This is a genomic window from Bradyrhizobium sp. Ken51 (assembly GCF_055807435.1).
The window spans coordinates 197,346-222,735 of sequence record NZ_JBVVPB010000014.1 but is presented as its reverse complement, the minus strand read 5'-3'; the positions used below and the strand labels follow the sequence as shown (position 1 = coordinate 222,735).

Annotated in this window: 28 protein-coding genes; 24 read left to right on the top strand and 4 right to left on the bottom strand. The window is 64.4% G+C overall.

The features are described from left to right. Positions 1-311: 311 nt before the first annotated feature. The 4 genes from AC0L27_RS23825 to AC0L27_RS23810 form a co-directional block, all read right to left on the bottom strand. Positions 312-947: a MarR family winged helix-turn-helix transcriptional regulator gene (locus AC0L27_RS23825; RefSeq protein ID WP_275169387.1), complete on the bottom strand. Its 636-nt coding sequence runs from the start codon at positions 945-947 to the stop codon at positions 312-314. 851 nt (positions 948-1,798) lie between these two features. Next, positions 1,799-3,124, bottom strand: coding sequence for a flagellar protein export ATPase FliI (gene fliI, locus AC0L27_RS23820; protein ID WP_354204979.1), 1,326 nt, complete (start codon positions 3,122-3,124; stop codon positions 1,799-1,801). 38 nt (positions 3,125-3,162) lie between these two features. Further along, entirely contained in the window at positions 3,163-3,891 is a 729-nt protein-coding gene (flgF, locus tag AC0L27_RS23815; RefSeq protein WP_473320514.1) for a flagellar basal-body rod protein FlgF, read from the bottom strand. A gap of 3 nt (positions 3,892-3,894) precedes the next feature. After that, the gene (locus AC0L27_RS23810; RefSeq protein WP_354204981.1) at positions 3,895-4,683 is read right to left on the bottom strand and encodes a DUF1217 domain-containing protein; all 789 of its coding nucleotides are present in this window, start codon (positions 4,681-4,683) and stop codon (positions 3,895-3,897) included. Between the two features lie 142 nt (positions 4,684-4,825). On the opposite strand from AC0L27_RS23810, the gene motA reads away from it, so the two are divergent. The 24 genes from motA to AC0L27_RS23690 all read left to right on the top strand — a co-directional run bounded on the left by motA (position 4,826) and on the right by AC0L27_RS23690 (position 25,362). Then, the gene (gene motA / locus AC0L27_RS23805; RefSeq protein ID WP_007613972.1) at positions 4,826-5,725 is read left to right on the top strand and encodes a flagellar motor stator protein MotA; all 900 of its coding nucleotides are present in this window, start codon (positions 4,826-4,828) and stop codon (positions 5,723-5,725) included. Beyond that, complete coding sequence (locus AC0L27_RS23800) at positions 5,722-6,660, top strand: flagellar motor switch protein FliM (protein ID WP_245446762.1); 939 nt, start codon at positions 5,722-5,724, stop codon at positions 6,658-6,660. The genes motA and AC0L27_RS23800 overlap by 4 nt, the downstream gene beginning before the upstream one ends. Continuing rightward, positions 6,641-6,955 carry a hypothetical protein gene (locus tag AC0L27_RS23795; RefSeq protein ID WP_275169383.1) on the top strand — a complete coding sequence of 105 codons (315 nt, stop codon included), beginning with the start codon at positions 6,641-6,643 and terminating at the stop codon, positions 6,953-6,955. Before AC0L27_RS23800 ends, AC0L27_RS23795 begins: the two co-directional genes overlap by 20 nt. A 76-nt stretch (positions 6,956-7,031) precedes the next feature. Next, positions 7,032-7,412 carry a flagellar motor switch protein FliN gene (fliN, locus tag AC0L27_RS23790; protein ID WP_007613969.1) on the top strand — a complete coding sequence of 127 codons (381 nt, stop codon included), beginning with the start codon at positions 7,032-7,034 and terminating at the stop codon, positions 7,410-7,412. A 2-nt stretch (positions 7,413-7,414) separates the two neighbouring features. Next, complete coding sequence (locus AC0L27_RS23785; RefSeq protein ID WP_007595897.1) at positions 7,415-8,455, top strand: flagellar motor switch protein FliG; 1,041 nt, start codon at positions 7,415-7,417, stop codon at positions 8,453-8,455. A gap of 13 nt (positions 8,456-8,468) precedes the next feature. Beyond that, complete coding sequence (gene flhB / locus AC0L27_RS23780) at positions 8,469-9,554, top strand: flagellar biosynthesis protein FlhB (protein ID WP_275169382.1); 1,086 nt, start codon at positions 8,469-8,471, stop codon at positions 9,552-9,554. 85 nt (positions 9,555-9,639) lie between these two features. Next, positions 9,640-10,020 (top strand): flagellar basal body rod protein FlgB, encoded by a 381-nt coding sequence (flgB, locus tag AC0L27_RS23775; RefSeq protein ID WP_354204985.1) that lies wholly within the window; start codon positions 9,640-9,642, stop codon positions 10,018-10,020. Between the two features lie 11 nt (positions 10,021-10,031). After that, positions 10,032-10,448, top strand: a complete 417-nt coding sequence (flgC, locus tag AC0L27_RS23770; RefSeq protein ID WP_063995056.1) for a flagellar basal body rod protein FlgC — start codon at positions 10,032-10,034, stop codon at positions 10,446-10,448. Positions 10,449-10,450: 2 nt separating this feature from the next. Then, positions 10,451-10,780, top strand: a complete 330-nt coding sequence (gene fliE / locus AC0L27_RS23765; protein ID WP_219681287.1) for a flagellar hook-basal body complex protein FliE — start codon at positions 10,451-10,453, stop codon at positions 10,778-10,780. Between the two features lie 15 nt (positions 10,781-10,795). Next, the gene (gene flgG / locus AC0L27_RS23760) at positions 10,796-11,584 is read left to right on the top strand and encodes a flagellar basal-body rod protein FlgG (protein ID WP_007613959.1); all 789 of its coding nucleotides are present in this window, start codon (positions 10,796-10,798) and stop codon (positions 11,582-11,584) included. 13 nt (positions 11,585-11,597) lie between these two features. Then, positions 11,598-12,074, top strand: coding sequence for a flagellar basal body P-ring formation chaperone FlgA (gene flgA / locus AC0L27_RS23755; RefSeq protein WP_275169380.1), 477 nt, complete (start codon positions 11,598-11,600; stop codon positions 12,072-12,074). Then, positions 12,071-13,201 carry a flagellar basal body P-ring protein FlgI gene (gene flgI / locus AC0L27_RS23750; RefSeq protein ID WP_275169379.1) on the top strand — a complete coding sequence of 377 codons (1,131 nt, stop codon included), beginning with the start codon at positions 12,071-12,073 and terminating at the stop codon, positions 13,199-13,201. Before flgA ends, flgI begins: the two co-directional genes overlap by 4 nt. A gap of 64 nt (positions 13,202-13,265) precedes the next feature. Then, positions 13,266-14,024, top strand: a complete 759-nt coding sequence (locus AC0L27_RS23745) for a MotE family protein (protein WP_275169378.1) — start codon at positions 13,266-13,268, stop codon at positions 14,022-14,024. Next, entirely contained in the window at positions 14,025-14,720 is a 696-nt protein-coding gene (gene flgH / locus AC0L27_RS23740) for a flagellar basal body L-ring protein FlgH (protein ID WP_275169377.1), read from the top strand. It begins immediately after the preceding gene. Positions 14,721-14,762: 42 nt separating this feature from the next. Further along, the gene (locus tag AC0L27_RS23735; RefSeq protein WP_275169376.1) at positions 14,763-15,206 is read left to right on the top strand and encodes a flagellar basal body-associated FliL family protein; all 444 of its coding nucleotides are present in this window, start codon (positions 14,763-14,765) and stop codon (positions 15,204-15,206) included. Further along, the gene (fliP, locus tag AC0L27_RS23730; protein ID WP_007595877.1) at positions 15,203-15,943 is read left to right on the top strand and encodes a flagellar type III secretion system pore protein FliP; all 741 of its coding nucleotides are present in this window, start codon (positions 15,203-15,205) and stop codon (positions 15,941-15,943) included. The genes AC0L27_RS23735 and fliP overlap by 4 nt, the downstream gene beginning before the upstream one ends. Positions 15,944-16,208: 265 nt before the next feature. Continuing rightward, positions 16,209-17,117, top strand: a complete 909-nt coding sequence (locus AC0L27_RS23725; protein ID WP_275169375.1) for a flagellin N-terminal helical domain-containing protein — start codon at positions 16,209-16,211, stop codon at positions 17,115-17,117. Between the two features lie 269 nt (positions 17,118-17,386). Beyond that, positions 17,387-18,298: a flagellin N-terminal helical domain-containing protein gene (locus AC0L27_RS23720; RefSeq protein ID WP_275169374.1), complete on the top strand. Its 912-nt coding sequence runs from the start codon at positions 17,387-17,389 to the stop codon at positions 18,296-18,298. A gap of 304 nt (positions 18,299-18,602) precedes the next feature. After that, positions 18,603-20,234: a flagellar basal-body MS-ring/collar protein FliF gene (gene fliF / locus AC0L27_RS23715; RefSeq protein WP_275169373.1), complete on the top strand. Its 1,632-nt coding sequence runs from the start codon at positions 18,603-18,605 to the stop codon at positions 20,232-20,234. Then, positions 20,231-20,950 carry a hypothetical protein gene (locus tag AC0L27_RS23710; RefSeq protein WP_275169372.1) on the top strand — a complete coding sequence of 240 codons (720 nt, stop codon included), beginning with the start codon at positions 20,231-20,233 and terminating at the stop codon, positions 20,948-20,950. The genes fliF and AC0L27_RS23710 overlap by 4 nt, the downstream gene beginning before the upstream one ends. A gap of 6 nt (positions 20,951-20,956) precedes the next feature. Next, positions 20,957-22,291 carry a MotB family protein gene (locus tag AC0L27_RS23705; RefSeq protein WP_275169371.1) on the top strand — a complete coding sequence of 445 codons (1,335 nt, stop codon included), beginning with the start codon at positions 20,957-20,959 and terminating at the stop codon, positions 22,289-22,291. Then, the gene (locus AC0L27_RS23700; RefSeq protein WP_275169370.1) at positions 22,288-23,469 is read left to right on the top strand and encodes a chemotaxis protein; all 1,182 of its coding nucleotides are present in this window, start codon (positions 22,288-22,290) and stop codon (positions 23,467-23,469) included. The genes AC0L27_RS23705 and AC0L27_RS23700 overlap by 4 nt, the downstream gene beginning before the upstream one ends. Beyond that, positions 23,466-24,830 carry a flagellar hook-length control protein FliK gene (gene fliK / locus AC0L27_RS23695; protein WP_275169369.1) on the top strand — a complete coding sequence of 455 codons (1,365 nt, stop codon included), beginning with the start codon at positions 23,466-23,468 and terminating at the stop codon, positions 24,828-24,830. Before AC0L27_RS23700 ends, fliK begins: the two co-directional genes overlap by 4 nt. Continuing rightward, positions 24,781-25,362 carry a lytic transglycosylase domain-containing protein gene (locus tag AC0L27_RS23690; RefSeq protein ID WP_354204993.1) on the top strand — a complete coding sequence of 194 codons (582 nt, stop codon included), beginning with the start codon at positions 24,781-24,783 and terminating at the stop codon, positions 25,360-25,362. The genes fliK and AC0L27_RS23690 overlap by 50 nt, the downstream gene beginning before the upstream one ends. Positions 25,363-25,390: the final 28 nt, after the last annotated feature.

Genomic DNA, 25,390 nt, shown 5'->3' with positions numbered 1-25,390 from the left:
CGCCTCATACTCCGTCATTGCGAGCGCAGCGAAGCAATCCAGTCTGCCGCCGCGGAGGGATTCTGGATTGCTTCGCTGCGCTCGCAATGACGATGTGGAGAGAGTGTGTGCCACACTCCGCTCCCGTGCCCCGGACGCAGCGCAGCGCTCTTGCGGTACGCTGGAGAGCCGGGGCCCATGTCGCGACATGGGACCGTGTCGCCATCTGGATCCCGGCTCTGCGCTGCAAGGCTTCGCGCTGCAGCTTGTCCGGGATATGAGAGACGAAATTGTCCGCAGCGCAAGCTCCGCGCGCGGAAATCACGCGTGCCTCACCCCTGGTTCGCCACGCGCGCGCGGTCGAGATGCTCCTCGATCTTGGGACGGTCGCGGGTGCGCTCGAAACTGGTGCAGAGCAGTTCGGTCTCATCCAGCGAAACCGGGGCGCGATACAGGCGGCACATGAATTCGGCCGTAGCGCGTCCCTTGCCGGTACCCGGCCCGCGTTCGGCGAGAAACATGCAGTCCCGGCAGATGCTGGCATCGAGCCGCTGATGTGCCGCGTCGAGGTGATTGAGGATCTCGCGCAGCGAATCGCGAAGCCTGACGCACTCGTCGGGTCCGAGCGCCGTGACCGCGTTCAGCACGTGATTGATCGGATCGTGCTGGCTCAGGCACTTTTCGCCCTGCGCAGTGACGTGCAGCACGACAGAACGCTTGTCTTCGTGCGACGGCTTTCGCACCAGGAAGGACTTGCCCTCCAGCGTCTTCACGATCTGCGATGCGGTCGCCCTGGTGGCGCCGATGAAGCCGGCAAGCGCGGACGGCGTACGCGAAAACCTGTTGGCGCGGCCGAGAAAGCGCAGCGCCATCCATTCCCGGTCGCGCAACCCATGTTGATTGCCTTCGAAATACCAAGCCCTCGCCGCCTGAACCAGCAGCTCGACGGCTTCTCTTGCCAATGGCATGAATTCCTACCTTGCCCCGGGAGTCACGTTTGCGGCGCCCCGGAGCCGCCTTCCGTCGTTGCGCACGAGCCGTTTGCGAGAAGTCGTACCGACCGCGATATCCGACACATGCACCGTGCTCTTCTCTCGCGTGAAGGCACGGCCTGCCTGGCGCCCGACATGGACGGATGGGCACTGCAGGTTATGACGCGGGAAGCGGTGTTGCTGTTGGTATGCCATTCGCGGCGTCGTCGCACGGGAGCCCGAATAGCCGTCGCCAGCAGACGATGGATCGGAGTAGTTCAACCGAAGCCCCTAAGGTTCAAGTCACACGCAGACGTTTCTTATGTTCGACGAAACGATGAATGAGCTTCTCAACAAAATCAAGTAGAGACCCTCTCTGAGACAGGATGTCGTCGCAGGCGAATGTAACGTTCAAGACAATCTCGCACTTCGGGGACACATGATGGTGAACGCAATACCCTGTCCCACGAGCAACATGCACGTGACTATGCGACGGTTTTATTGCACGGCACGTTGTTGGCTGTCGTTGATGCAAGTTGGTCGAAGCTTGTGCATGACGACGATGTGCGTCGGCATGTCATCCACAACTTGTGCGTTCTGCCAAGGATTGTCTGAGGGAACTCACAGGAATTACACGCGGCGGTTGTCCGGACCGAATCGAGGAATCGCCGTTTAGTCGCATTCGGCGCGGCTGCGCGATTTTCTCACCCGAACGGCGGAGGCGATCGCGGCGGAAACCAGAGATGGTCGCGCATGCGCGGCAAGCGTGGCTACATGCGCAAGCGCCTGTCGAAAACCACGAGCAGGGTGCGATCGCGGGGCGCCTCGCCGACTCAAGCTGAGACTTGCTAGTCGCCCTTGAGCATGTCCCGCAGCTCGCGGAACGGATCGGCGCTTGGCGGAGCCGAAGCGTCCTGCCGCATCGCGCCGTAGATTCTTGGGACCATGTCGACCGCCTGGTCGAGCCCCGAATCACGTCCCGCCTGGTATCCGCCCATCAGGCGAAGGTCGCGCGTGTCCTCGTATTTCGCGATCATGGCGCGCAGTTTGCTCACCAATTCGCGCTCTTCGGGGTCCCAGACGTTATGGGCGAGGCGGGAGACCGAACCCAGAACGTCCACGGCCGGGTAACGCGCCTGGTCGGCGATGTGCCTGGAGAGCACGATGTGTCCATCGAGTGTGCTGCGGATGGTATCGGCGATCGGCTCGTTGTGATCGTCGCCGTCCACCAGCACGGAGAAAATCCCGGTGATCGTCCCGGATCCCTCCTCACCAGGTCCGGCGCGCTCCAGAAGGCGCGGCAGATCGGTGAAGACGGTGGGTGCGTAGCCGCGCGCGACCGCGGGCTCACCCGCGGCGAGCGCGACTTCACGGGCGGCGTGGGCGAAGCGGGTGATCGAATCGACCATGAGCAGGACCGATTCGCCCCGGTCTCGGAAATATTCGGCAACCGCCATGGCCGTCTTCGGCGCCAGTCGCCGCATCATCGGGCTCTCGTCTCCCGTCGACACGATCGTGACGGCGCGGTGACGGTCGGCGCCCAGCACGTCCTCGATAAATTCGCGCACCTCGCGGCCGCGCTCGCCGACCAGGGCCAGCACGACGGTGTCAAAACCCTGACTGCGGGCGAGCATCGCAAGCAGCGTCGATTTGCCGACGCCGGAGCCGGCAAAGATGCCGACGCGCTGGCCGGCGCAGATCGGGGCGAACAGGTCGATGACGCGTACGCCGGTGCGCAGCGGCTTGTGGACCCGCGCGCGCTTCATGGCCGAAGGCGCCTCCGCCTCGGCCGAGACCGGACGCGACCCGGGGGCGAGAGGGCCCTGTCCGTCCAGCGGCGCTCCGAGCGCGTTGATGACGCGGCCCTTCCAGCTCGGATCCGGCGCAAAGGACATGGGGGGCATCCGGTAGGCGACGGAGCCGAGGCCGCCGGCGAACTGCCGGTCGAACGGCTTGGCGATGATGCCCTCGCTGTCGATCCGCACCACCTCGCCGATCTGGGGCTTGCCGCCGGAGTTGACGCCGATCAGTTCGCCCAGCCTGACGAAGCGCGACAGGCCGGAGACGCGGAAATGCGTCGACGCGATCTCGGAGATCGCGCCGCTGACGCTTGCCAGGGGAGTGCTCTGCTGAAGCTCCAGCAGCGCCCACTCAAGTTGCCGAAGAGCGTTCAAGGAAACCGTCCAACCTCATTGCGCGCGGGGCGCGCAGTCTATTTGCCGGGTTCGCCCAGCGTCCGGATTGCGTTCTGGAGCGAGCTCTCGGTGCCCTCGATCATCGAATTGGTGCCGTCGAAGGCGCGCGAGGCCGCGATCAGCTTCGTCAATTCCATCATCGGATTGGCGCCGGAACCTTCGACATAGCCCTGCTTGAAGCCGTCGCGGGAGAAGTCGGCGATGGCGGTCGCAGGCCGGTCGGGCGTGACGCCCGAATTGCCGTAGCGGTCGAGATTGGCGTCCGCGGGAATGTTGAACAGGCCGATGGTGCCGATCTCGTTGTTGTCCTGGGTGATCGCGCCGCTCCGCGCAATCGAGACCGGTCCGCCGTTCGGATCCAGGGTGATCTGCGCGCCGCCGGAATCGATGACGGGGAAGCCGGACACGGTCTGAAGGTCGCCGTTGGCGGCGATCTGGAAGCGACCGTCGCGCGTATAGACCGTGCCGTTCGGACCGGCGAAGGCGATCCAGCCCTGTCCGACCACGGCGACGTCGAGCGGGTTGCCGCTCTCGGTGATGCTGCCCATCTCGCGCGAGATGATGTTGTCGCCGGGCGAGGAGAAGGCGACCGGGTTCGCGCCCGCCTTGGACAGCACCGTCTCGAACTTCACCACGTCGGTGCGGAACGCCGCCGTGTTGACGTTGGCGACGTTGTTGGCGATCGTCTGGAGGCGCTTTTCGAGGGCGACCTGCGCCGACAATCCTACATAGAGGGCCGATTGCATGACTTACCTGTTGAACTTGATGTTCTGAAGTGTCGTGAGCACGTTGGTATCCATGCCGATCGACGTTGTGGCGCCGCCGATCAGGACCAGCGCCGGGTTGGTCGAGTTATCGCTCTGGGCCTGGGTCGCATCCCACAGCGCCGCGAAGCGCTGCACGAATTTGGTGACCTTGGCCGGGTCCTGGAAATCGGTCAGCTTGATCTTGCTCGCGATCATCTTGGCCTGGGCATCGATATCAGCCGAGCTGACCGTCGACGGCAGGCCGAGCGCCGTCTGGACCACTTGCGTCATCGCCTTGTCCGCGAGGATCTGGTAGGAATTGGTGATCGTGGAGGCCTTGCGCGTGAAATAGAGCGCCAGCCGCAGACCCTCGTTCTGGTCGCCGGCCTTCTCCTCCATCGTCTGCATGACGAACTGGGTCGCCGTGCCAGTCGTGGCCGCGGCGGTTTGGGTCGCCTTGTCGCCGAGGGCGGCGAAATTGAATGCTGCGGCGATTTGCCGGTAGCGGGTGTCGGTCAGCTTGTTGGCGAAGGTCTTGTTGTCGGCGATACCCTCGGTCAGCACCTTGCGCATGAACGCCTTGGCGTAGGTCATGTCGCTGAGGCCATATGCCTTCATCGCGTAGGAATAGAGGCGATAGTCCTTCAGGAAGTCGTCGATGGTCTTCACGTTGCCGATGTGGCTGAGGAAATAATCGGTGTCGCGGCTGACGTCCGGCTGCGTCGCGACCTGTGTCAGCGACTTGCCCATGTCCTTGGTCAGTCTGGTGTAGTCCGCGATGGTGGATAGCATGACACGCGCCCCTCTGGCCGCTCTCGCGACGTCGTCCCAAGCTGCCGTGAATCGCTTGCGCGAGGCTGGCGAGGGGGAAGCCAGCCTCGCGCAAGGCTCGCCGACTAGATATTCCCGATGGGATCGGTGATGGAGCGGCGCGTTGGGCAGTTTCGTGGGGATCGTCATCACGGTAGCGGCACTGCTGGGCGGATTCGCCGCCATGGGCGGGCATCTGGGCGTGCTGATGCAGCCGTGGGAGTTCGTGATCATCATGGGCACCGCGGCCGGCACCTTCATCATGGCCAATCCCTGGAAGACGGTCGCGGATACCGGGCTTGCCTGCGTGCAGGCTGTGACGGGGGCGGTGCCCGGTCAGCGCTACTATCTCGATCTGCTCGGTGCACTGCACGCGCTGATGCGGGAGCTGCGGGGCAAGGGCCGCAACGAGGTCGAGGCGCATATCGACGATCCCGCGTCCTCCGAGATCTTCAAGGCGTTCCCGAGCGTGCTCGGAGATCCGTCGCTGCTCCAGTTCATCTGCGATTACGTCCGCCTCATCATCATGGGTAACGCGCGAACGCACGAGATCGAAGCGCTGATGGACGAGGAGATCCACACCATCGTGAAGAGCAAGCTGGCGCCCTACCACGCGCTGGTGGTGGTCTCGGAAGCGCTGCCTGCGCTCGGCATCGTCGCCGCGGTGCTCGGCGTCATCAAGGCCATGGGCGCGCTCGACCAGTCGCCGAAGCTGCTGGGCGGCTTCATCGGCGCCGCCCTCGTCGGCACTTTCGCTGGTATTTTCCTGTCCTACGGCATCATTTCGCCCTTCGCGATGAAGGTGAAGATGACGCGCGAGAAGCGCTGCCGGCCCTACATCATCGTCAAGCAGACGCTGCTGGCATTCATGAACGGCGCCATGCCGCAGATTGCCGTCGAGCACGGCCGCAAGATGATCGCGAGCCCCGAGCGGCCCTCGATCGACGTCGTCGAGAACGAGACGATCGCGGGCCCCAAGGCTGTTGTGACCGAGGTTGAACCGAAGGCTGCGCGCGCATCATGATGGAAGCCCTCGACGTCGATCAGCGCAAACCGCTGCCGAACTATCTGCTGGACGCCGCCGGCATCTCGATCGAGCGCATGCCGATGCTCAATGTGATCTTCGATCGCATGGCGGCATCGTGCACGGACAGCCTGCAGCCGATAGCGGGAACGCCGTGCTATTTTTCAGTCAACGGCATCACCAACGACCGTGTCGGCGACATCATCAAGGACTACGAGGCCAATGCGGTTGCGGCTGTGCTCTATGCCGAGCAGTGGGATTCCCGCATCATCATCATGCTCGACCGCGACTTCGTGTTCACCATGGTCGAGGCGATGTTCGGCTCCGACGGCGCCGAACCGCCGCTCGACGTCGAGCGCAGTTTCTCGAACATCGAGATCCGCCTGGTCCAGGCGCTGTTCGAGCGGTTCGCCAAGGCGCTGCAATCCGCTTTCGCCGGCACCTCCAACGTCACCTTCCGCGTGGAGCGGGTCGAGACCGCGATGGCGTCGCTGGCGATCGGGCGGAGCGGCAACATGTCGATCTGCGCGAACATCATGCTGCAGGCACTCTACCGCGGCGGCCAGATGTTCCTCATCATTCCGCACTCCGCGCTCAACCCGCTCAGGCAGAAGCTCGCGACCGTCGTCGTCAGCGACGGCCGCGCGGCCGATCCGCGCTGGCGCGAGCAGATGGAGACCGAGGTTCACCGCACCGAGGTGACGCTGAGCGCGGTGCTGGACGAGAAGATGATTTCGCTCGGCGATGTCGTGAAGTTCCAGGTCGGGCAGGTGCTCGAACTCGAAGCCACGCCGCGCACGCTGGCTCGGCTCGAGAGCAACAACCAGGTGCTGTTCTGGTGTCAGATCGGCCAGCTTGATGGCTATTACGCCATGCAGGTGGCAGATCCCGTCGATCAGAAACGGGAGTTCGTCGATGATATCCTATCTCGTTGATGCCGTGCTGCTGATTGCGCTCGCCTTCACCAGCATGCGGGTGACCAGGATGCATCGCGAGCTGGCGCGGTTGCGCAGCTACCAGGGCGAGTTCTCGACCATCGTCCAGGAGACGGCGGGCGCCTTCGACACGGTCATCACCGCGGCGCATGATTCCACCGCAAATCTCGGACGGCTCGCCAACGTGCTGAGCACGAAGATCGATCAGGCCCACGAGGCGATCGCGGCGCTCGATGCGAGGAGCGGGCTCGCATCCCCGGCGACCGCGGGCGGCGCCGACGTGAACAAGCATTGAAGCCGAAGCCGGCGGAATAGATACGATCGGAACGTCGCGGCGCTCCGGGAGCGGAAATACCAAGAGGCGATACCAGATGGCGCAATCCTTCGATTATGAGTCAGCATCGGCGTCCGACGACGGGCATACCGAGACATCTCCGTTGGAGCGGCTGGCGGAGATCGCCGCGCGCACCGCGGAAGAGACCGGCAAGTTCGCCAATGTCGATGCCATCCTGCGCATTCCCGTGACGATGCAGGTGGTGCTGGGATCGGCCACCATTCCGGTGGCGAACCTGATGAAGCTCGGCCGTGGCGCGGTGGTTCCGCTCGACCATCGGGTCGGCGAACCCGTCGACGTCGTCGTCAACGGCCGCGTCGTCGCCCGCGGCGAGGTGGTCGTGGTTGAAGAAGACAATTCCCGCTTCGGCGTCTCCCTCACCGAGATTGTCGGGCCGTTGGGGCAGGGTGATACCTGACCATGGCGGCACAGGTCGGCATGGCTCCCATCAAGCAGCGAGGCGTTGCCACGCTGGGCGGGACAGAGAAGGTCGCGGCACTCCTGCTCGCCATGGGCCGGCAGGCGGCCGCGAGCGTGCTCGCGCAGTTCGAGCCGCAGGATATCCGCACCGTTACAAAGGCCGCGGCCGAGCTGCGGCCGATCACGGCGCAGGAACTCGAAGCGATCGTCGAGGAGTTCGCCCAGCAATTCTCGATGGGTGCCAACATTCTCGGCACCCTCGGTGGCCTGGAAGCCGTGCTCGGCGACGTGCTTCCGGCCGACCAGGTCTCGGCCATCATGTCGGACCTGCTCGGCAATTCGAGCCGGTCCGTGTGGGACCGCGTCTCGTCGGTGTCGGAAAACTCGCTGGCAAGCTACCTGTCCAAGGAGCATCCGCAGACCGCGGCGCTCATCCTGTCCAAGGTCAAGCCGTCCTGCGCCGCCAAGGTCATGAGCCAGCTGCCGTCGAGCCTGCGCAACGAGCTGATGCGGCGCGTTCTCAGCCTCAAGCCGATCGTCGACGACGCCCTGAGGGTCCTCGAGAAGACGCTGCATGAGGATTTGACGCTGAACTTCGCCCGCAACCTCGGCGCGGACACCTATGCCCGCGTCGCCGACATCATCAACAAGATGGAGCGTGGACACATCGAGGACATGCTCAAGAGCCTGTCGGAGAAGCGGCCGAAGTCGGCCGAAGTACTGAAGGAGCTGCTGTTCACCTTCGACGACGTGACTAACCTGACGCCGAAGGCGCGCACCATGATCTTCGACCAGGTGCCGACCGATCGCATCGTCATCGCGCTGAAGGGCACCGACAAGCACTTCCGCGAGATGATCCTGTCCTCGGTCGCCTCGCGCGTCCGCCGGGTCGTCGAGCACGAACTCGCCATTGGCGAACCGTCGAACCAGCGCGACGTGCTGGAGGCGCGGCGCGTGATCACCGACCTCGCGCTCGACCTCGCGGAAAAGGGCGAAATCGAGCTCAACCCCGAGCAGGAGGATGAGCTGGTCTTCCGCTGACCGCTGAACGGGCATGGCAGAAACAACCGATCAGGAGAGCAAGACAGAAGAGCCGACCGAGAAGAAAGTCCGCGATGCGCTCGAACAGGGCAAAATCCCGGTCTCTCGGGAGGCTTCCATCTTCGCATCGATGGCGGCTCTGATGGTGATCCAGATGTTTCTGATCGGCCAGGGCGTGCAGCAATTGACGCCGATGCTGACGGGCTTTCTCGACGATCCCGACGGCTTCCCTCTCAGCACCGGGGCTGACGCACTCAATCTCCTCACCGTAGTGGGCCTTCAGGCACTGCGGTTCCTGACGCCGCTGGTCGTCACCCTGGCGGCGTTCGGGCTCGCAGCCTCGCTGTTGCAAAATGCTCCCAGCCTGGTGCTCCAGCGTATCACGCCGGATCTGTCGCGAATCTCTCCGCTCAGCGGCTGGAGCCGGCTGTTTGGATCGCAGGGTCTCGTCGAGTTCGCGAAGTCGCTGTTCAAGCTCGCTGCGGTTACTATCGTCGTCGTGTTCGTGCTGCGCTCGTCGGAAGCGAAGGCGTTCGAGGCGATGTACACCGATCCGGTCGCGCTGCCGGAGATGATTCTCAACATCGCCATGCGAATCGTTTCGGCGATCTGCATCGCGACCATCGTCCTGGTCGCGGTCGATCTCGCTTGGGCCCGCTTCCACTGGCGGCGCGAGCTGCGCATGACGCGGCAGGAGATCAAGGACGAGCACAAGCAGGCCGAAGGCGATCCGCTGATCAAGGCGCGCCTGCGTTCGCTGGCGCGCGACCGCTCGCGCCAGCGCATGATCGCTTCCGCATCGCGCGCGACGCTGGTGATCGCGAACCCGACCCACTTCGCGATTGCGCTGCGCTACAATCGCGAGGAAAATCCGGCGCCGATCGTCGTGGCGAAGGGTATGGACGTAATTGCGCTGAAGATCCGCGAAGTCGCCGAGCAGAACCGGATTCCGGTGATCGAGAACAAGGCGCTGGCGCGCGCGCTCTACGAGGCGGTTCAGGTCGACCAGGTGATTCCGGCGGAGTTCTTCCGGCCGGTCGCCGAGATCATCTACTTCCTGCAGTCCAAGCAGACGCCGCGGTCCGAGAAGGTCCAGTAGAATTCCGAGGACGGCGTCCCTTCCATCAGCCTGACGAAAGCTTGCGACCCTAAGGTTACACCGTCTGAACCAGAATGGTGCTGCCGTGGGACCGCTCTATCTCTTCGAACTAGCATCCTCGCAGGCGCGATACCTCGAGCTCCGCCAATCGACGATCGCCACCAACGTGGCCAACGCCAACACGCCGGGCTTCAAGGCGCGCGACGTCGAGCCCTTCAACAAGGTGCTCGATGGCACGCCGGTGAGGCTCGCGACGACGGCGCCATCGCACCTGCAGCTCTCCGCTGCCGAAAGCGACACGCGGGCGACCGCGAAGAAGGACAGCTGGGATGTAGTTCACTCCGGCAACTCCGTCAGTCTCGAGCAGGAAATGATCAAGGGCAGCGACGTCAGTCGCGATTACTCGATGAACTCGGCAGTCGTGCGGTCGTTTCACCGCATGCTGCTGTCGAGCGCGAAGACCTGAGGTGAACTGACATGCTGGACTCACTGCAATCCTCCTTGACGGTCGCGAGCTCCGGGCTCGAAGCGCAGTCGACGCGCATGCGCATCGTCTCGGAGAACCTCGCCAACGCGACGTCGACGGGGCGCGTCGCCGGCGCCGATCCGTATCAACGCAAGACGATCACCTTCGATGCCGCGATGGACCGCGCGTCGGGCGCGCAGCTGGCGAAGGTCAAGGAAATCGGGGTCGACACCACGCCGTACCGCGTGGAGTACGATCCGGGGCATCCCGCCGCCGACAAGGCCGGCTACGTCAAGCTGCCGAACGTCAACATGATGATCGAGATGGCCGACATGCGGGAAGTCAACCGGTCCTATGAAGCCAATCTCCAGGTCGTGAAACAGGTGAGGTCGATGCTGGGCATGACCATCGACCTGCTGAGGAGCTGACAATGCTTGAGGCAATATCATCCACCGCGATCTCAACTGCGCAGGCGGCGAGCCGCGCGACCGAGACGCAGGCCATCTCGCCGGCGGCGACGCCCGCGATCCAGTCCGGCGGCGACGTCGGATTCGAATCGGTCATGAAGCAGGTGACGACCGACGCGATCGGGACGCTGAAGGCGGGCGAGGCGGCCTCGATCTCGGCGATGCAGGGCAAGGAATCGACGCGGCGCGTCGTGGAGGCGCTGATGTCGGCCGAGCAGGCCTTGCAGACGGCCGTCGCAGTTCGCGACAAGGTCGTGCAGGCCTACCAGGAAGTCGTTCGGATGTCGATCTGATCAAGGAGTGACGCTGTGAAATCGCTTGCCATCGCGGCCACGGGCATGAACGCCCAACAGACCAACATCGAAGTCATCGCGAACAACATCGCCAACATCAACTCGACGTCGTACAAGCGGGCACGCGCCGAGTTCACCGATCTGTTCTACCAGATGGACCGCATGCAAGGCGTTGCGAACACCAGCGGCTCCTCGCCGATCCCGGAAGGTGCCAATCTCGGCCTCGGCGTCAAGTCGGCGGCGATCCGCAAGCTGCACATCCAGGGTGCTCTCACCCAGACCGGCAATCCCTACGACATGGCGATCAACGGCCGCGGCTGGTTTCAGGTGCTCGGCCCGAACAACGAGGTGCAATACACCCGCGCGGGTTCGTTCAATACCAATGCCAACGGCCAGCTCGTCACGATCGACGGCTACCTGCTGGATCCGGCCATCACGGTGCCGCAGGGGACGGTTCAGGTCACGGTCAACCAGACTGGACAGATGTTCGCCAAGCTGGACACCGAAGTGAACCCGCGGCAGATTGGCCAGCTCAACCTCGCCAATTTCGCCAACGAGGCTGGCCTCGAACCGCTGGGCAGCAATCTCTATCGCGAGACCACGGCGTCCGGCACGCCGGTCGTCGGGCTGCCCGGCGATTCTGGCTACGGCAAGATTAACCAGCAATATCTCGAAGCCTCGAACGTCGACCCGGTCAAGGAAATCACCGAGTTGATCTCTGCCCAGCGCGCCTACGAAATGAATGCCAAGGTCATCCAGGCCTCGGATGAAATGGCCCAGACGGTCTCGAAGGGCATGCGCTAGTTCCGGTGTATCCATGTTGAACAGGATGGGCTTGATGGTGCGCGGGTTGGCCGCCGTGCTGCTGGTTCTCGTCTCGGCGCGTCTCGCCGCGGCCGAGGAGAAGCGGCTCCCCGTGCCAGCCGTCTCGATCCGCGCCGGCGAGCTGATCCGGGACGACATGATCACCGAGCGCGCCTTTGCGCGGAACGTGCTCGGCGTCGCCATGTTCATCGAAGGACGCCAGGTCCTGGTCGGTCGCATGGCGCGCCGCCTGCTGCTGCCCGGCCAGCCGATCCCGACCAACTCGGTGGAGGATCCCTGGACGGTCGCCCGCGGCGCGATGGTCAAGGTCGTGGTCGAAGACAGCGGCCTGTCGATCGTGACCTACGGCGCGGCGATGCAATCGGGCGCGCCCGGCGCGCTCATCCCGATAAGAAACACCGATACGGGCGTGATCATCAGGGGCGTCGTCCAGCCGGACGGCACGGTCAAGGTCGTGGACGGGTCATGACCAGAGTCCTGCTTGCGCTCGTCCTGCTCGTTTCCGCCGTCAGCGCCCAGGCCGCCGTCCGCATCAAGGACATCGCGGACATCAAGGGATTGCGCGAAAACCAGATCGTCGGCTACGGCCTCGTCATCGGCCTGAACGGCACCGGCGACACGCTCCGCAATGCGCCGTTCACGGAGCAGTCCCTGCAATCGATGCTCGAGAACATGGGCATCAATGTCCGGAACGAGACCACCAGCACCAACAATCCGCCGCGTCCGACGACGCTGCGCACGCGCAACGTCGCGGCCGTGATGGTGACCGCGGACCTGCAGCCCTCGATCGGTGCGGGCGAGCGCATGGACGTGACCGTGTCGTCGCTTGGCGATGCGACCTCGCTGCTCGGCGGCACCCTGGTGATGACGTCGCTGCGTGCGGCGGACGGTGCGGTCTATGCAGTGGCGCAAGGCGCGGTCACGGTCGCCGGTTACAGCGTCGGGGGCCAGGCCCAGAACGTCAGCCAGGGCACGCCAACCGCGGGCCGCATCCCGAACGGCGCGCTGGTTGAGCGCGAGGTGCAGGGTAGTCTCCATGAAATGGAGTACCTCGTGCTGGAGCTCAAGAATCCCGACTTCGTCACCGCAACGCGAATCCTCGACGCCATCAACCGCTACGCGGGCGGACGCTACCGCGCCCAGATCGCCTTCGAGCGCGACTACCGCACCATCGTGCTGTCGAAGCCGCGCCACATCGGACCTGTCCGCTTCCTTGCCGAGATCGGCGAGCTGACGGTCGAGCCGGACACGCCGGCGCGGGTGGTGATCAACGAGCGTACCGGCACAGTGGTGATCGGACGCGACGTACGGATATCGACCGTTGCCGTAACGCATGGCAATCTGACGGTCCGCGTCACCGAGCTTCCCGTGGTGTCGCAGCCGGCGCCGTTCTCGCGGGGGCAAACGGTGGTGGTGCCCCAGACAGTGGTCGAGGCCAACGAAGCCGGATCGCAGGTGGCGATCCTGAGCGGCGTCGATCTGCAGCGCCTGGTGCGCGGGCTGAACCAGATCGGCCTGAAACCATCCGGCATCATCGCGATCCTCCAGGCGATCAAGACGGCCGGCGCCCTCCAGGCGGATGTCATCGTGCAATGACGCGTAAGCGCCGTGCAAGCTTGCTCGCTCAATGCTCTCTCGACCGAGAATCTCGCGCGGGCCGATGTTGAAGCTGGATCATAAAGCCAAACTCCTCCTCCTGGTCGCGGCCTCCGCGCTCGCGAGCGCTTCGCCCGTTCTGGCGCTGGATGAGGCCAAGCCGTCGAAGCCGCTCAACCTGCTGTCCTTCGCGCGCGCCCGCGCGCCTGGCCCGCAGAAGCCGATCTCATCGATCCCGAGCGACAATGCGTCGATGCGGGCGACGGCGTGGGCAGCCGAAGATTCGGGACCGGCGACCACGGGTGCCGTGCCGGCCTCCGAGAAGCCCGCGCCCGCACCCACAGCCGCGCCGCGACCGGCCAAGCCCGGCAGCGTCACGGCGCCGCCGAAGCCGGTGCCGCCCCCGGCCGCTGCAACCGCGGACAACGAAGTCGCCCTGTTCTGCAGCAATGTCGCCGACCCCGCAGTCGATGCAAGGCTGGCCTGGCAGCTCAAGGAGCTGGAGAAGGCCGAGAACCAGCTCCGCGAGCGGATCGCCGAGGTCGAGGCCAAGCGCGCCGAATATGAGAAGTGGATGGCGTTGCGCGACGACTTCCTGAAGAAGGCCGAAGCGAGCGTCGTCGAGATCTACTCGCGCATGAAGCCGGATGCCGCCGCAACCCAGATCGCCGGGATGGCGGACGAGACGGCTGCGGCCGTGCTCGCAAAGCTCAGCCCGAGGAGCTCGAGCGCAATCTTCAACGAGATGGAGACGGGGCGCGCGGCGCACCTCGCCGATCTGCTCGGCGGAATGCGTCGCGTGGATGACGGAAAGACCAAATAGATGAAGAATCTGATCCTCATCCTGTCGCTGTTATCGCTTGCCGGATGCGTCACTGATCCGGCCGAGGTTCTGACGGGCCCGCGATTGTCGCCGGTCGGGAGCGGCCTGAGGACGCAGGCCGATCCGATTCCCGTGACGCCCCGCATGCGCTCGCCCGTCAGCTATCGCTCGACCTGGGACGACGGCACCGACCTCTACCGCGATCCCCGTGCCCGGCGGACCGGCGACGTCGTGACAGTCATCATCTCGATGCAAGACAAGGCCAAGCTTGACAACAAGACCGACCGCTCGCGCGATTCGCAGATCAAGTTCGGGCTCGACTGGCTGATGGACGTTGCGGGATGGCAGGACAAGGGCTCGACGAGCGCCAACCTCAACACCAACACCCAGATCAAGGGCAACGGCCAGATCGACCGCACAGAGGATATCAAGCTGTCGATCGCGGCCATCGTCACCGACGTGTTGCCGAACGGCAATATGATGATCAGCGGCTCGCAGGAATTCAAGGTCAACACGGAGATGCGCGTGCTCAACGTCGGCGGCATCGTGCGTCCACGCGATATCTCGCGAACCAACACGATCTCATACGACAAGATCGCCGAGGCGCGCGTGGCCTATGGCGGTCGCGGAAATCTCTCTGACGTGCAGCAGCCTGGATGGGGACATCGGATCTATGACGCCGTGGCACCGTTCTGAGATGCGCGACCGTCGGGCCGGGTCGCGGGGGCAGGGGACGGCATGCGCCTGATTGCAGCCATCCTGGTGCTGACCCTGATCGCGATCGGCGCGGGCGCGCTTGCCGGCCTGCATCTGTTTGCGGCCGCCGAGCGCGTCGCGGATGCGAAGAAAACCGCCACGCCGCCACCTCTTGCCTCCAGCTACGCCGGCAGCGCGCGGCTCAGGAAGCTGTCCCCGATCGTGACCAATCTCGGCGCGCCGGCCAACAACTGGGCCCGCATCGAAGCCTCCATGGTGACCGACAGCATGAGCGACGAGGATGCCGGCATCCTGGCGGCCCATATCAGCGAGGACATCGTCACCTATCTGCGCTCGGCGACGGTTGCGCAGTTCGAGGGATCTCGCGGGCTTCAGCATCTGCGCGACGACCTGACCGAACGCGCCAATATCCGCTCCTCGGGCAAGATCCGCGAATTGATCATTGAGACGTTGGTGATTCAGTGAAACTGAGAGTCCTGCTGCTTGCGTTGCTCCTGGTCGTGCTGCCCGAAGTGGCGCTGGCCCAGATTCCGGACCTCAATTCGCTGCTGCCGCCGGGCAACGGCTCGACCAGCGGGCGCATCATCCAGCTGATGGCGGTGATCACGGTGCTGTCGGTGGCGCCGGGACTGCTCATCATGGTGACGAGCTTCACGCGATTTGCGGTGGCGCTGTCGTTCCTGCGCGCCGGACTCGGCCTGCAGACCACGCCGGCCAACCTGGTGCTGATCAGCCTCGCGCTGTTCATGACCTTCTACGTGATGGCGCCGACCTTCGACCGCGCCTGGGAGACCGGCATCCAGCCGCTAATGAAGAACGAGATCTCGGAGGAAGAGGCCTATCTGAAGATCACCGATCCGTTCCGCGAATTCATGCTGGCCCATGTTCGCGACAAGGATCTGCAGACGTTCGAATCGCTGGCCGCGGAGAGCTTCCGCAGGAAGTTCGATGACAAGCGCGTCGACATGCGCGTCATCATTCCGGCCTTCATGATTTCCGAGCTCAGGCGTTCGTTCGAGATCGGCTTTCTCATCATCCTGCCGTTCCTCGTCATCGACATGATCGTGGCGACGCTGACCATGTCGATGGGCATGATGATGATGCCGCCGACGATCCTCGCACTGCCGTTCAAGATGCTGTTCTTCGTGCTGATCGACGGCTGGAACCTGCTCGCCTCCGGGCTGGTGCGGTCGTTCTCTTGACGGCAACGAGCGCCAGGCCGGATGGTTATGGTTAGCGAGAAGTACCGGCCTATGGTTAGCAATAAGTAACGTTAACCATCTGATTTTACAGCACAATTCAAGTCGATCTTAATCTGCGCGCAAGATTCGGCATGTTAGCAATGCGTCACGGCGGGTTGGACCCCACCCACATCAGTCCAAAGGCATGATGCCGCCCCTCCGTACCGGTGAAAGCCCGGTATGTCCCCTCGTGAAAATGTAACGCGTACATAAAGGGACATTCGCAATGTCAAGCCTGCTTACGAACTCGACTGCCATGACCGCTCTCCAGACCCTGCGGTCTGTGAGCTCGCAGCTCTCCACCACGCAGACCCGCATCTCCACCGGCCAGCGCGTCTCGACCGCTTCGGACAACGCTGCGTACTGGTCGATCGCGACCTCGATGCGCGCTGATAACGCCGCGCTCTCCGCCGTCTCCGACTCGCTTGGTCTGTCGGCTGCGACCGTCGACACCGAATATACCGCTCTGACCACGGTCATCGGCGACAAGGACTCCGGCCTGACCAAGCTCCAGTCCCTGCTGGTCGAAGCCAAGACCGCCGGTATCGACCGCAGCAAGATCCAGGCCGACGTCACCCAGATCCAGCAGCAGATGAAGGCGACAGCCACTGCGGCGACCTTCAACGGGATCAATTGGCTGAGCACGACCGCCACCACGCCGACGACCTTCAGCCTCGTGTCGTCGTACTCGCGTGTCGGCGGTACGCCCACCATCGGCTCCATCACCGTGACGACCGCGAACTATTCGCTCTACACCTCGACGCAGACCGGCATTCTGGATACGGCCGGTTCGACCGCTCCGTCGATCAACACGATGAGCATCTCCGCGTTGACCGACTCGGCAGCTGACCAGACCACGCTCGATGGCTACATCGCGCAGGTCACCGCTGGCATCAATTCGGTGGCCTCGGCCGCCGCCAATCTCGGTGCCGTCAAGAACCGCCTCTCCACCAACACGGACTTCGTGAAGTCGCTGATGGACTCCGTGGACCGCGGTATCGGTCAGCTCGTCGACGCCGACATGAATCAGGAGTCCACCCGCCTGTCGGCCCTCCAGGTCCAGCAGCAGCTCGGCGTGCAGGCGCTCTCGATCGCCAACAACAGCAGCCAGAGCATCCTGTCGCTGTTCCGCTAAGCCTCAAACGATTTTGGGGAGGGCCGCGCTTCTCACGAGGCGCGGCCCTTTCATTTTGGCGTGACATCGCGCGCCGCAATTTCGGCCGCCTTGTTGCGGCAAAGACACAGAGCCACAAGCCCCGCACAAGCTTCGCGGGCTATCGTCGCCGTTACGACAGGTTGGGCCTTGACGCTTTTGCGCAGCCCAAAGGCATGACGCCGCCCTGCCGTACCGGTGTAAGTCCGGTATGTCCCCAAATCTAATTCAATCTCCAAAGGGACATCAAAATGGGTTCTAGCCTCCTCACCAACTCGTCTGCAATGACCGCGCTGCAGACCCTTCGCAACGTTAGCTCGCAGCTCGCGACCACGCAGAACCGGATCTCGACCGGTATGCGCGTCTCGACCGCTTCGGACAACGCTGCCTACTGGTCGATCGCAACGTCGATGCGCTCCGACAATGCCGCGCTCTCCGCCGTCTCCGACTCGCTCGGTCTGTCGGCTGCGACCGTCGACACCGAATATACCGCTCTGACCTCGGTTATCGGTGACAAGGACTCCGGCCTGACCAAGCTCCAGGCGCTGCTGGTCGAAGCCAAGACCGCCGGTATCGACCGCACCAAGATCCAGGCTGACATCACCCAGATTCAGCAGGATATGAAGCTCAAGGCCAACTCGGCGACCTTCAACGGCATCAACTGGCTGAGCACGACCGCCACCACGCCGACCACCTTCAACCTGGTGTCGTCGTACTCGCGTGTCGGCGGTACGCCCACCATCGGCTCCATCACCGTGACGACCGCGAACTACTCGCTCTACACCTCGACGCAGACCGGCATTCTGGACACGGCCGGTTCGACCTCTCCGTCGATCAACACGATGAGCATCTCCGCGTTGACCGACTCGGCAGCTGACCAGACCACGCTCGATGGCTACATCGCGCAGGTCACCGCCGGCATCAACTCGGTGGCCTCGGCCGCCGCCAATCTCGGTGCCGTCAAGAACCGACTCGCGACCAACACGGAGTTCGTCAAGACCCTGATGGACTCGGTGGACCGCGGTATCGGCCAGCTCGTCGACGCCGACATGAACGCGGAATCGACCCGCCTTCAGGCGCTCCAGACCCAGCAGCAGCTCGGCGTTCAGGCGCTCTCGATCGCCAACCAGAACAGCCAGAGCATCCTGTCGCTGTTCCGCTAAGCGGCGGCTTCGAAAACGACCGTGCTCCTCAGGGAGCACGGTCTCCGCCATGAACGGCGGATCTGACGGCACACGAAGTGCCCACATCGGTCTCCTGACGCCACCTTCCAGGCAACACGCCGTCGCCGATCGCACCGCGATGCGACCGGCCGTCCGCTTGTTGCCGACGCGCGCGATCGCGTCACTCAGTCTCTTGTAAAATTGCAACGCCTCGCCGGCGAACCGACACATTCGTGATCTCGCGCAACCTTCAGACAAGGTTGGCAGCAGAGTGTCCTCTACGTTCGCATTGGTACGAGGTCACATGCTGCTCAGTCGTGCGCAGGTACAGCAACTGCTCAACAATCTGCTCGAGCTTGGGCCGCGACGCCTGATGGCCTTGGGATTGATCGGTTTCGCCGTTCTCGTCACCGTCGTGGGCGGCGCCTATTATCTGAGCCGGCCTGAATTCGAAACGCTCTATACCGGCCTTTCCCGCGAAGACGTGACGCGTATGGGTGCCGCGCTGCGCGAGCAGAACATCACCTTCGACGTCAACACAGCCGGCGACGCGGTCTCGGTGCGTCCGAGCCAGACGATGCAAGCGCGGATGCTGCTCGCCGAGAAGGGGCTGCCGACCAGCGCCAATTCCGGCTACGAGCTCTTCGACAAGATCGGCTCGCTCGGTTTGACCTCGTTCATGCAGGAGGTCACCAAGCTCCGGGCGCTGGAAGGCGAAATCGCCCGCACGGTGCAGTTGATGAAGGGCGTGAAGGCGGCGCGGGTGCATATCGTGATGCCGGTGCGGGGGTCGTTCCGCGCGACGCAGCAGCCGCCTTCGGCATCGGTCGTGCTGCGCACCGACGGCGCAATCGAGGCACGCACGGCGCAGTCGATCCGTCATCTCGTCGCGGCGGCCATTCCGGGCATGAGTCGCGACAAGGTCACGGTGCTGGACGCCGACGGTTCGATGCTGCTTGCCGAAGAGGATGAGGCGACGGCTGCTCCGACCAAGATGGCGAGCCTGCAGAAGACGGTCGGCGGGATGGTGCAAGAGAACATCCGCAAGGCGCTGACGCCGTATCTGGGCCTCGACAATTTCGAAGTGAGCGTTGCATCGCAGCTCTCCACCGACAAGCGGCAGATCAACGAGACCGTCTACGATCCGGAGAGCCGCGCAGAACGTTCGGTGAGGAACGTCCGCGAGAACGAGAAGTCGCAGAATGCGGACCGTTCGCAGCCGACCACGGTGCAGCAGAACCTTCCCGACCAGCAGGTGAACGCCGGCGGCACCAAGAATTCCAGCGAGGACAAGACCCGCCGCGAGGACGTCACGAATTTCGAGGTCTCTTCCAAGACCACGACGACGGTGAGCGACGGCTATTCGGTGAAGAAGCTGTTCATTGCCGTGCTGGTGAACCGCGGGCGGCTCATTGCCGACCTCGGGGACAAGAGCAACCAGGCCATCGTCGACAGCAAGCTCGCCGAGATCAGCCAACTCGCAGCCACGGCCGGCGGGCTGGACAAGGCGCGCGGCGACCAGATCCAGGTGACAGCCGTCGATTTCATCGAAGGCTCTCGCGAACTGGCACCGGTGCCGCCGATCAGCTTCGTCGAGATGATCAACAAGCAGCTCGGCAGCGTCATCAACGCAGTGACGATCCTGGCCGTCGCTTCGATGCTGGTGTGGTTCGGACTTCGTCCTGCGGTCAACGGCATTTTGACCCATCGTGCGGCGCAGGAGCAGACCGAGGCGGCGGAAGCTGCCGAGCTCGAGTCGGCCGCTGGCGCCCTTGCATTGGCGGACAACGAGGAGGCCGAGCTCAACCTGGTCGAAGACCTCGAAGGCAAGATGCAGCGAACGCCGCAGAAGCGGTTGGAGCAGATCGTCCGTCTCGATCAGATGCAGGCGGCAGCGATCCTTAAAGACTGGATGCGACGCGAGGAGGCGGCATGAACGCGGCAATCGGAAAGCTCCTGACGCAGTTCGACGCGAACGGGCGGGTCAAATCGCCTCCACCTCCACCGCCACCCAAAATCCAGGACGTGCTGACGAGGCCGAAGGAAGCCCGGCGCGAGCCTCAGCCTCAGCCTCAGCCGCAGCCCCAGACCCATTCGCAACCGCAGTCGCACCCGCAGCTTCAGTCGCCGCCTCCGGCGCCGAAGGCGGAAGCCCCGGCGGTCAATCTCCTGGACGATGCCTTTCGGCGCGGCCATGCGGCCGGCGTCGCGGAGGGCGAGTCCAGGATCGCCGAGGAACGAGTGCGCAGCGCAATCCGGCTCGGCGAAGAGCGGGCCAAGTGGTCCGACCAGCAGGCGGTGGCGGTCGTCACCGGTTTCGAGACGGCGTGTCGCGAAATCGAGACCAACATCGCGAGCTCCGTTGCGCGGATATTGCTGCCGTTCCTGGCCGATGCGGTCCGCGACAAGGCGATCGGGTCGCTGGTCGAGCAGATTGCGGCGCTGACCGGAAATTCGCCGGTGCCGGTGTTCAAGGTCACGGGCCCGAGCGAACTGCTCGACCTGGTGAAGACGCAGCTCGGGACGGCCCGGCGAACGGGCTTCGAGTATGAGGCCGCCGATACTTTCGAGGTTCGCGTCGTGGCCGACCAGACAGTGATCGAGACGCAGATCACGGCCTGGAGCGAGCGCCTGAAAGAGGCGCGCCGGTAGTCCGTCATGAATGAGGTCAAGTCAGAACTCGTCATCATCCGCCGGCGGAGCGCCTTCGACGATGAGAAGCCGCACGGCGGCGTCTGGAAGATCGCCTATGCGGACTTCATGACCGCGATGATGGCGTTCTTCCTGGTGATGTGGCTGATCAATGCACTCAACCAGGACCAGAAGCAGGTGGTTGCGAGCTATTTCAATCCGATCAAGCTCGCGGAGAACGCACCTGCCCCGAAGGGGCTCAAGGATCTCTCCAAGAAGGAGCCGTCGTCGTTCGACGGCCAGGACGGCAGGCGTCAGCCGGGAGGACCGAGCGAGGAACGTCGCGGTGACTCTCCGACCGCCGAGAAGCCGCCCTTCTACGAGGAGAAGGTCCTGTTCCGCGATCCCTATACGACGCTCGCCGAGATCGCCAGCAGCGCGAACCAAGCCTCGGGCCAGCGGCGCGCCGGCGCTCTGACGTCCGCCGAGGAGGACGGCCTCAAGGGAGGCGACGCCTACCGCGATCCGTTCGATCCCGGCTATTGGAAGCTTGCGCCGCAGGCAGCGAAGGACGCCGATCGCATCATCGAGGGCGAACCCAAGCCCGAGTCCAAGCCGAATGCGGCCGCGCGCGACACTGCGCCTGGCACGGGCCAAGGCGAGACGCAGGCACGCCGAGCCAGGCAGGACGATGCTGGCGGAAGCGTGGCTCCGAACGCCGATGCGTCGTCCGCAAGCCTGTCGGCCTTACTGCCGCCGGGGCCCGCGCCGTCGCAGTCTTCACGCGAAGGGAGCGCGCAGCCGGGTGCCCAGGCCGGTAATCAAGCCAATGCCGTCGCGCAGCCGCGTCCCAACGACACGACCAAGGAATCCGAGCGCGACGCGATTCAGGCCCAGCAGCTAGCGATCAGACAGCTTCAGTCGGCGATCGCGGATGCGCTGTCGGACGTCAAGGCCGGCGCGGGACCGGTGGCCGAGGTGCGCCAGGTCGAGGACGGCCTGCTGATCAGCCTGACCGACGATGCAAACTTCGGCATGTTCGCGGTCGGCTCGGCTGAGCCGCGACCCGAACTCATCCGTGTGATCGACAAGATCGGCCCGCTGCTGACGAAGCGTCCCGGCGTGATCATCGTCCGCGGCCACACCGACAATCGGCCATACCGTTCGGAGACCTACGACAACTGGCGGCTGTCGACGGCGCGTGCGCAGATGGCCTATTACATGCTGGTCCGCTCCGGCGTCGATGCGCAGCGCATCGAGCATGTCGAGGGCTATGCCGATCGGCGGCCGAAACTTCAAAACGATCCGGCGGCCGCGCAGAACAGACGGATCGAGATCATGGTCCGGGAGAAGCGTCCTTGATCAGGCCTCTTCTCCGCGCTGCGCTGCTGATGCTGCTGTCGTTCACGGCGGCAGGCGCATTCGCCGAGGCGGCACCGACATCGAGCGAGCCGTATGAGCTCGTTCGGGCGTTGCAGGCCGTGCAAGACGGCATCGCCAACGGCGATAATGCGGCGCACGGCAGCCACGGTGCATTGATCCGGCAGATCGGCGAAAAACTTCTCGCGGCCGATCCGGCCGTGTGGAGTAATCCGCAGAACGGCCAGGCCGCCGTCATCTACCTGCTCAGCGGCGGCGCGCCGCAAATCATCCGCAAGCTGCCGCGCGACAAGCTGAATGTCGACGGACGGCTGTTCGACGGCGCGCTTGCCTATGTCGAGGGTCGTCAGGACGAAGCGCGCGAACTGCTCAAGGATGTCAAGCCGCGGACGATTCCGTCGGGTCTGGGCGGGCAGCTCGCGCTGGTCCAGGGCGCCCTGTTCGCACGCGCCGAAGCATCGTTTGCCATCGAGCGTCTGGATGACGCGCGCCTGCTCCTGCCGGGCACATTGGTGGAGGAGGCCGCTCTGCGGCGCGAGATCCTGCTGGTCGGGCAAGCAGAGGATTTCGACAAGTTCGAGTTCCTGGCGCTGGCCTACATCCGGCACTATCACAAGTCAGTCTATGCCGGGGACTTCTGGCAGCGGTTTTCCACGGGTCTGACGCAATCGAGCCTCGCGCTCGACGAGCGTCGGTTTGCGCGGATCTCCACCCTCCTGGAGCAGATCGACCGCGCGAGCCGCCTCAAGCTGTATCTCGTGATCGCGCGCACCGCGATGGTGCGCGGGGGGCTGGTCGTGACCCGGCTCGCCGGCGAACGCGCGCTGACTCTCAGCGCCGATGCCTCGGCGGAGCGCGAGCGGGCGCATTTGTTCCGCGGCGTGGCGCGGGCGCTCACCGACGAATATGACGGCGGTCTCGCCGAGTTGAAGGCGCTCGAGCGGTCGAAGCTGCCGGAGCGCGACATTCCCTTTCTCAATGCAACGATGCAGCTCGCACTCGACGTTCGCAAGCCGTTCGCCGGCGGATCCGCCGCCGCAGCCGACAAGCCCCCGGTCACGCCGGCGCGTGTCGATCTCGCGTCGTCCACCGCAACGCTCGCGCGTGCACAGAAGCAGCTCGGTGAGCTCGCACTCCTCACCAGGGATCGCCGTCCATGACGAAGCTCAGTGGAACCTCCGGACCGGTCTTTTCGGGTCTCGCCGAAAGCCTCAACATGCGGGGCACATCGCGCTCTGGGAAGGGCGCCGGGACGAAAGCGCAGGCGGAGTCGTCCTTCAACGATCTGCTGCACACCGTCTCGAACCTCGCGAAGCGCGCGCTCAACGACGAGGGCAGCGACACGGCCGTGAAAGCCGGAACGCTGCGGACGCGCCTGGCGCATCAGAGCGGGAAGGACAAGGCGACGGACGAGACGGTGCACGAACGGACCGCGTCGGTCGAAGAGCCCGGATCCAGCGAGAAGCCCACCGAGAAATCTTCCGACAAAAAGATCGACAAATCGTCCGGCAAACATGGTCCCCTCGATGATATGGAGCAGGCCGACGTCCAGAGCCGATCGAGCATCGCCGGGATCATCGGACAGGAGATCGTCGCCGGGCAGCCGGTCGTGATGCCGCAGATGCAAGCACCGGCCGGCGACAAGAAGGATGCGTCCGGGCGTGAGGAGCGGTCTTCCACGACGAAGCGCGACGTTCAGGGCATGGGCACGGCGAAGGCGACGACAGCCGAGCCCCCATCTCCCGCGGCTCCGACCGCCGCGCACTCGCAGGCCGCGGCTTCGCACGCGACGGCTACCGACCAGGCGACATCGGCGGACGGCAGTGAGCCATCGCCGACGCAAACGGCACCCGGCTTCGAGGCCATCGCGGCCAATGTCGAGCGTGCCGCCAAGGCCTCGACGCGGGACGCATTGCCCGAGACGACCAAGGTCACCGTGGTCCAGCAGGAGACCCATCTGCCCCCGGCGCAGTTCAACGCGCCGCAGCAGGTTGCCAACGTTGTCGTCGCCGAGCTGAAGGAAGCTCCGGCACCGACGGCGTCCGCAGCTCCAGATCTTGCAGCGTCCCAAGCCAATGCGCCGGATCAGCCGCTCAAGATTCTGACCATCAATCTCGAGCCTCCCGCGCTCGGCAATGTCACCGTGCGCCTTCGTCTCGTCGGCAACGAGGTGTCCGTCCACCTCGCCGCCGAACGAAAGGACACGAGCCAGATGCTGGACCAGCAGCGCGATTCGATCCGCGATTTGATGCAGTCGGCGGGCTACGTCGCCGAAATTGCGCCCGTCCAGCACGGCTCGCTGGATGGATTCCAGAGTGGCTCCGGCCAGTCGCAGCCGCAGCTCTCGGGCCAGCAACAGTCCTCGTCGCAGTCGCAGGGCACGTTCGACGGCACCAGCAATTCGTCGGGACAGTCGGACGGCGGCGCGAAGCAGGCTCGACAGGAGCGCCAGTCCAACCAGGAGACGCGTCATGATCAGGACGTGGCGCCGCAAATTCGTCGCGGCCCTGTTTATCTGTAACGCCGGCACCGCGGCCGCGGCGACCGATAACGCGCGCCCGTGCGAGCGCGAGATGGCGCGTGCGTCCCAGCAGCACGGAATTCCGCTCGGCATCCTCTACGCGGTCGGCCTGACCGAGACCGGGCGGCGCGGCGCGCTTCATCCTTATGCGCTCGGCGCCGAAGGACAGACCGTGTTCGCCAAGGACATGAACGACGCGATCGCCAACTTCGAAGCCATGCGAGCCAAGGGGATCAAGCTGATCGACCTCGGCTGCATGCAGATCAACCACTACTATCACGGCGACAAATTCGCCTCGGTCCGGGCGATGTTCGATCCCGCCGTGAATGTCGACTACGCCGCGCGCTTCCTGAAGGAGCTGAAGCAGCGCGAGGGCAGCTGGACCATGGCAGTCGCCCGTTACAATGCAGGCCCCAACAACCAGCCGGCGCAGAAACGCTACGTCTGTCACATCGTCGCGCATCTTGTCTCCAGCGGCTTCGGCGCGTGGACCGACAAGGCGCGCTCGTTCTGTCAGCCCAAAACGAGCTGAAGGGCCGACATCAAGTTGTGCATCGGTC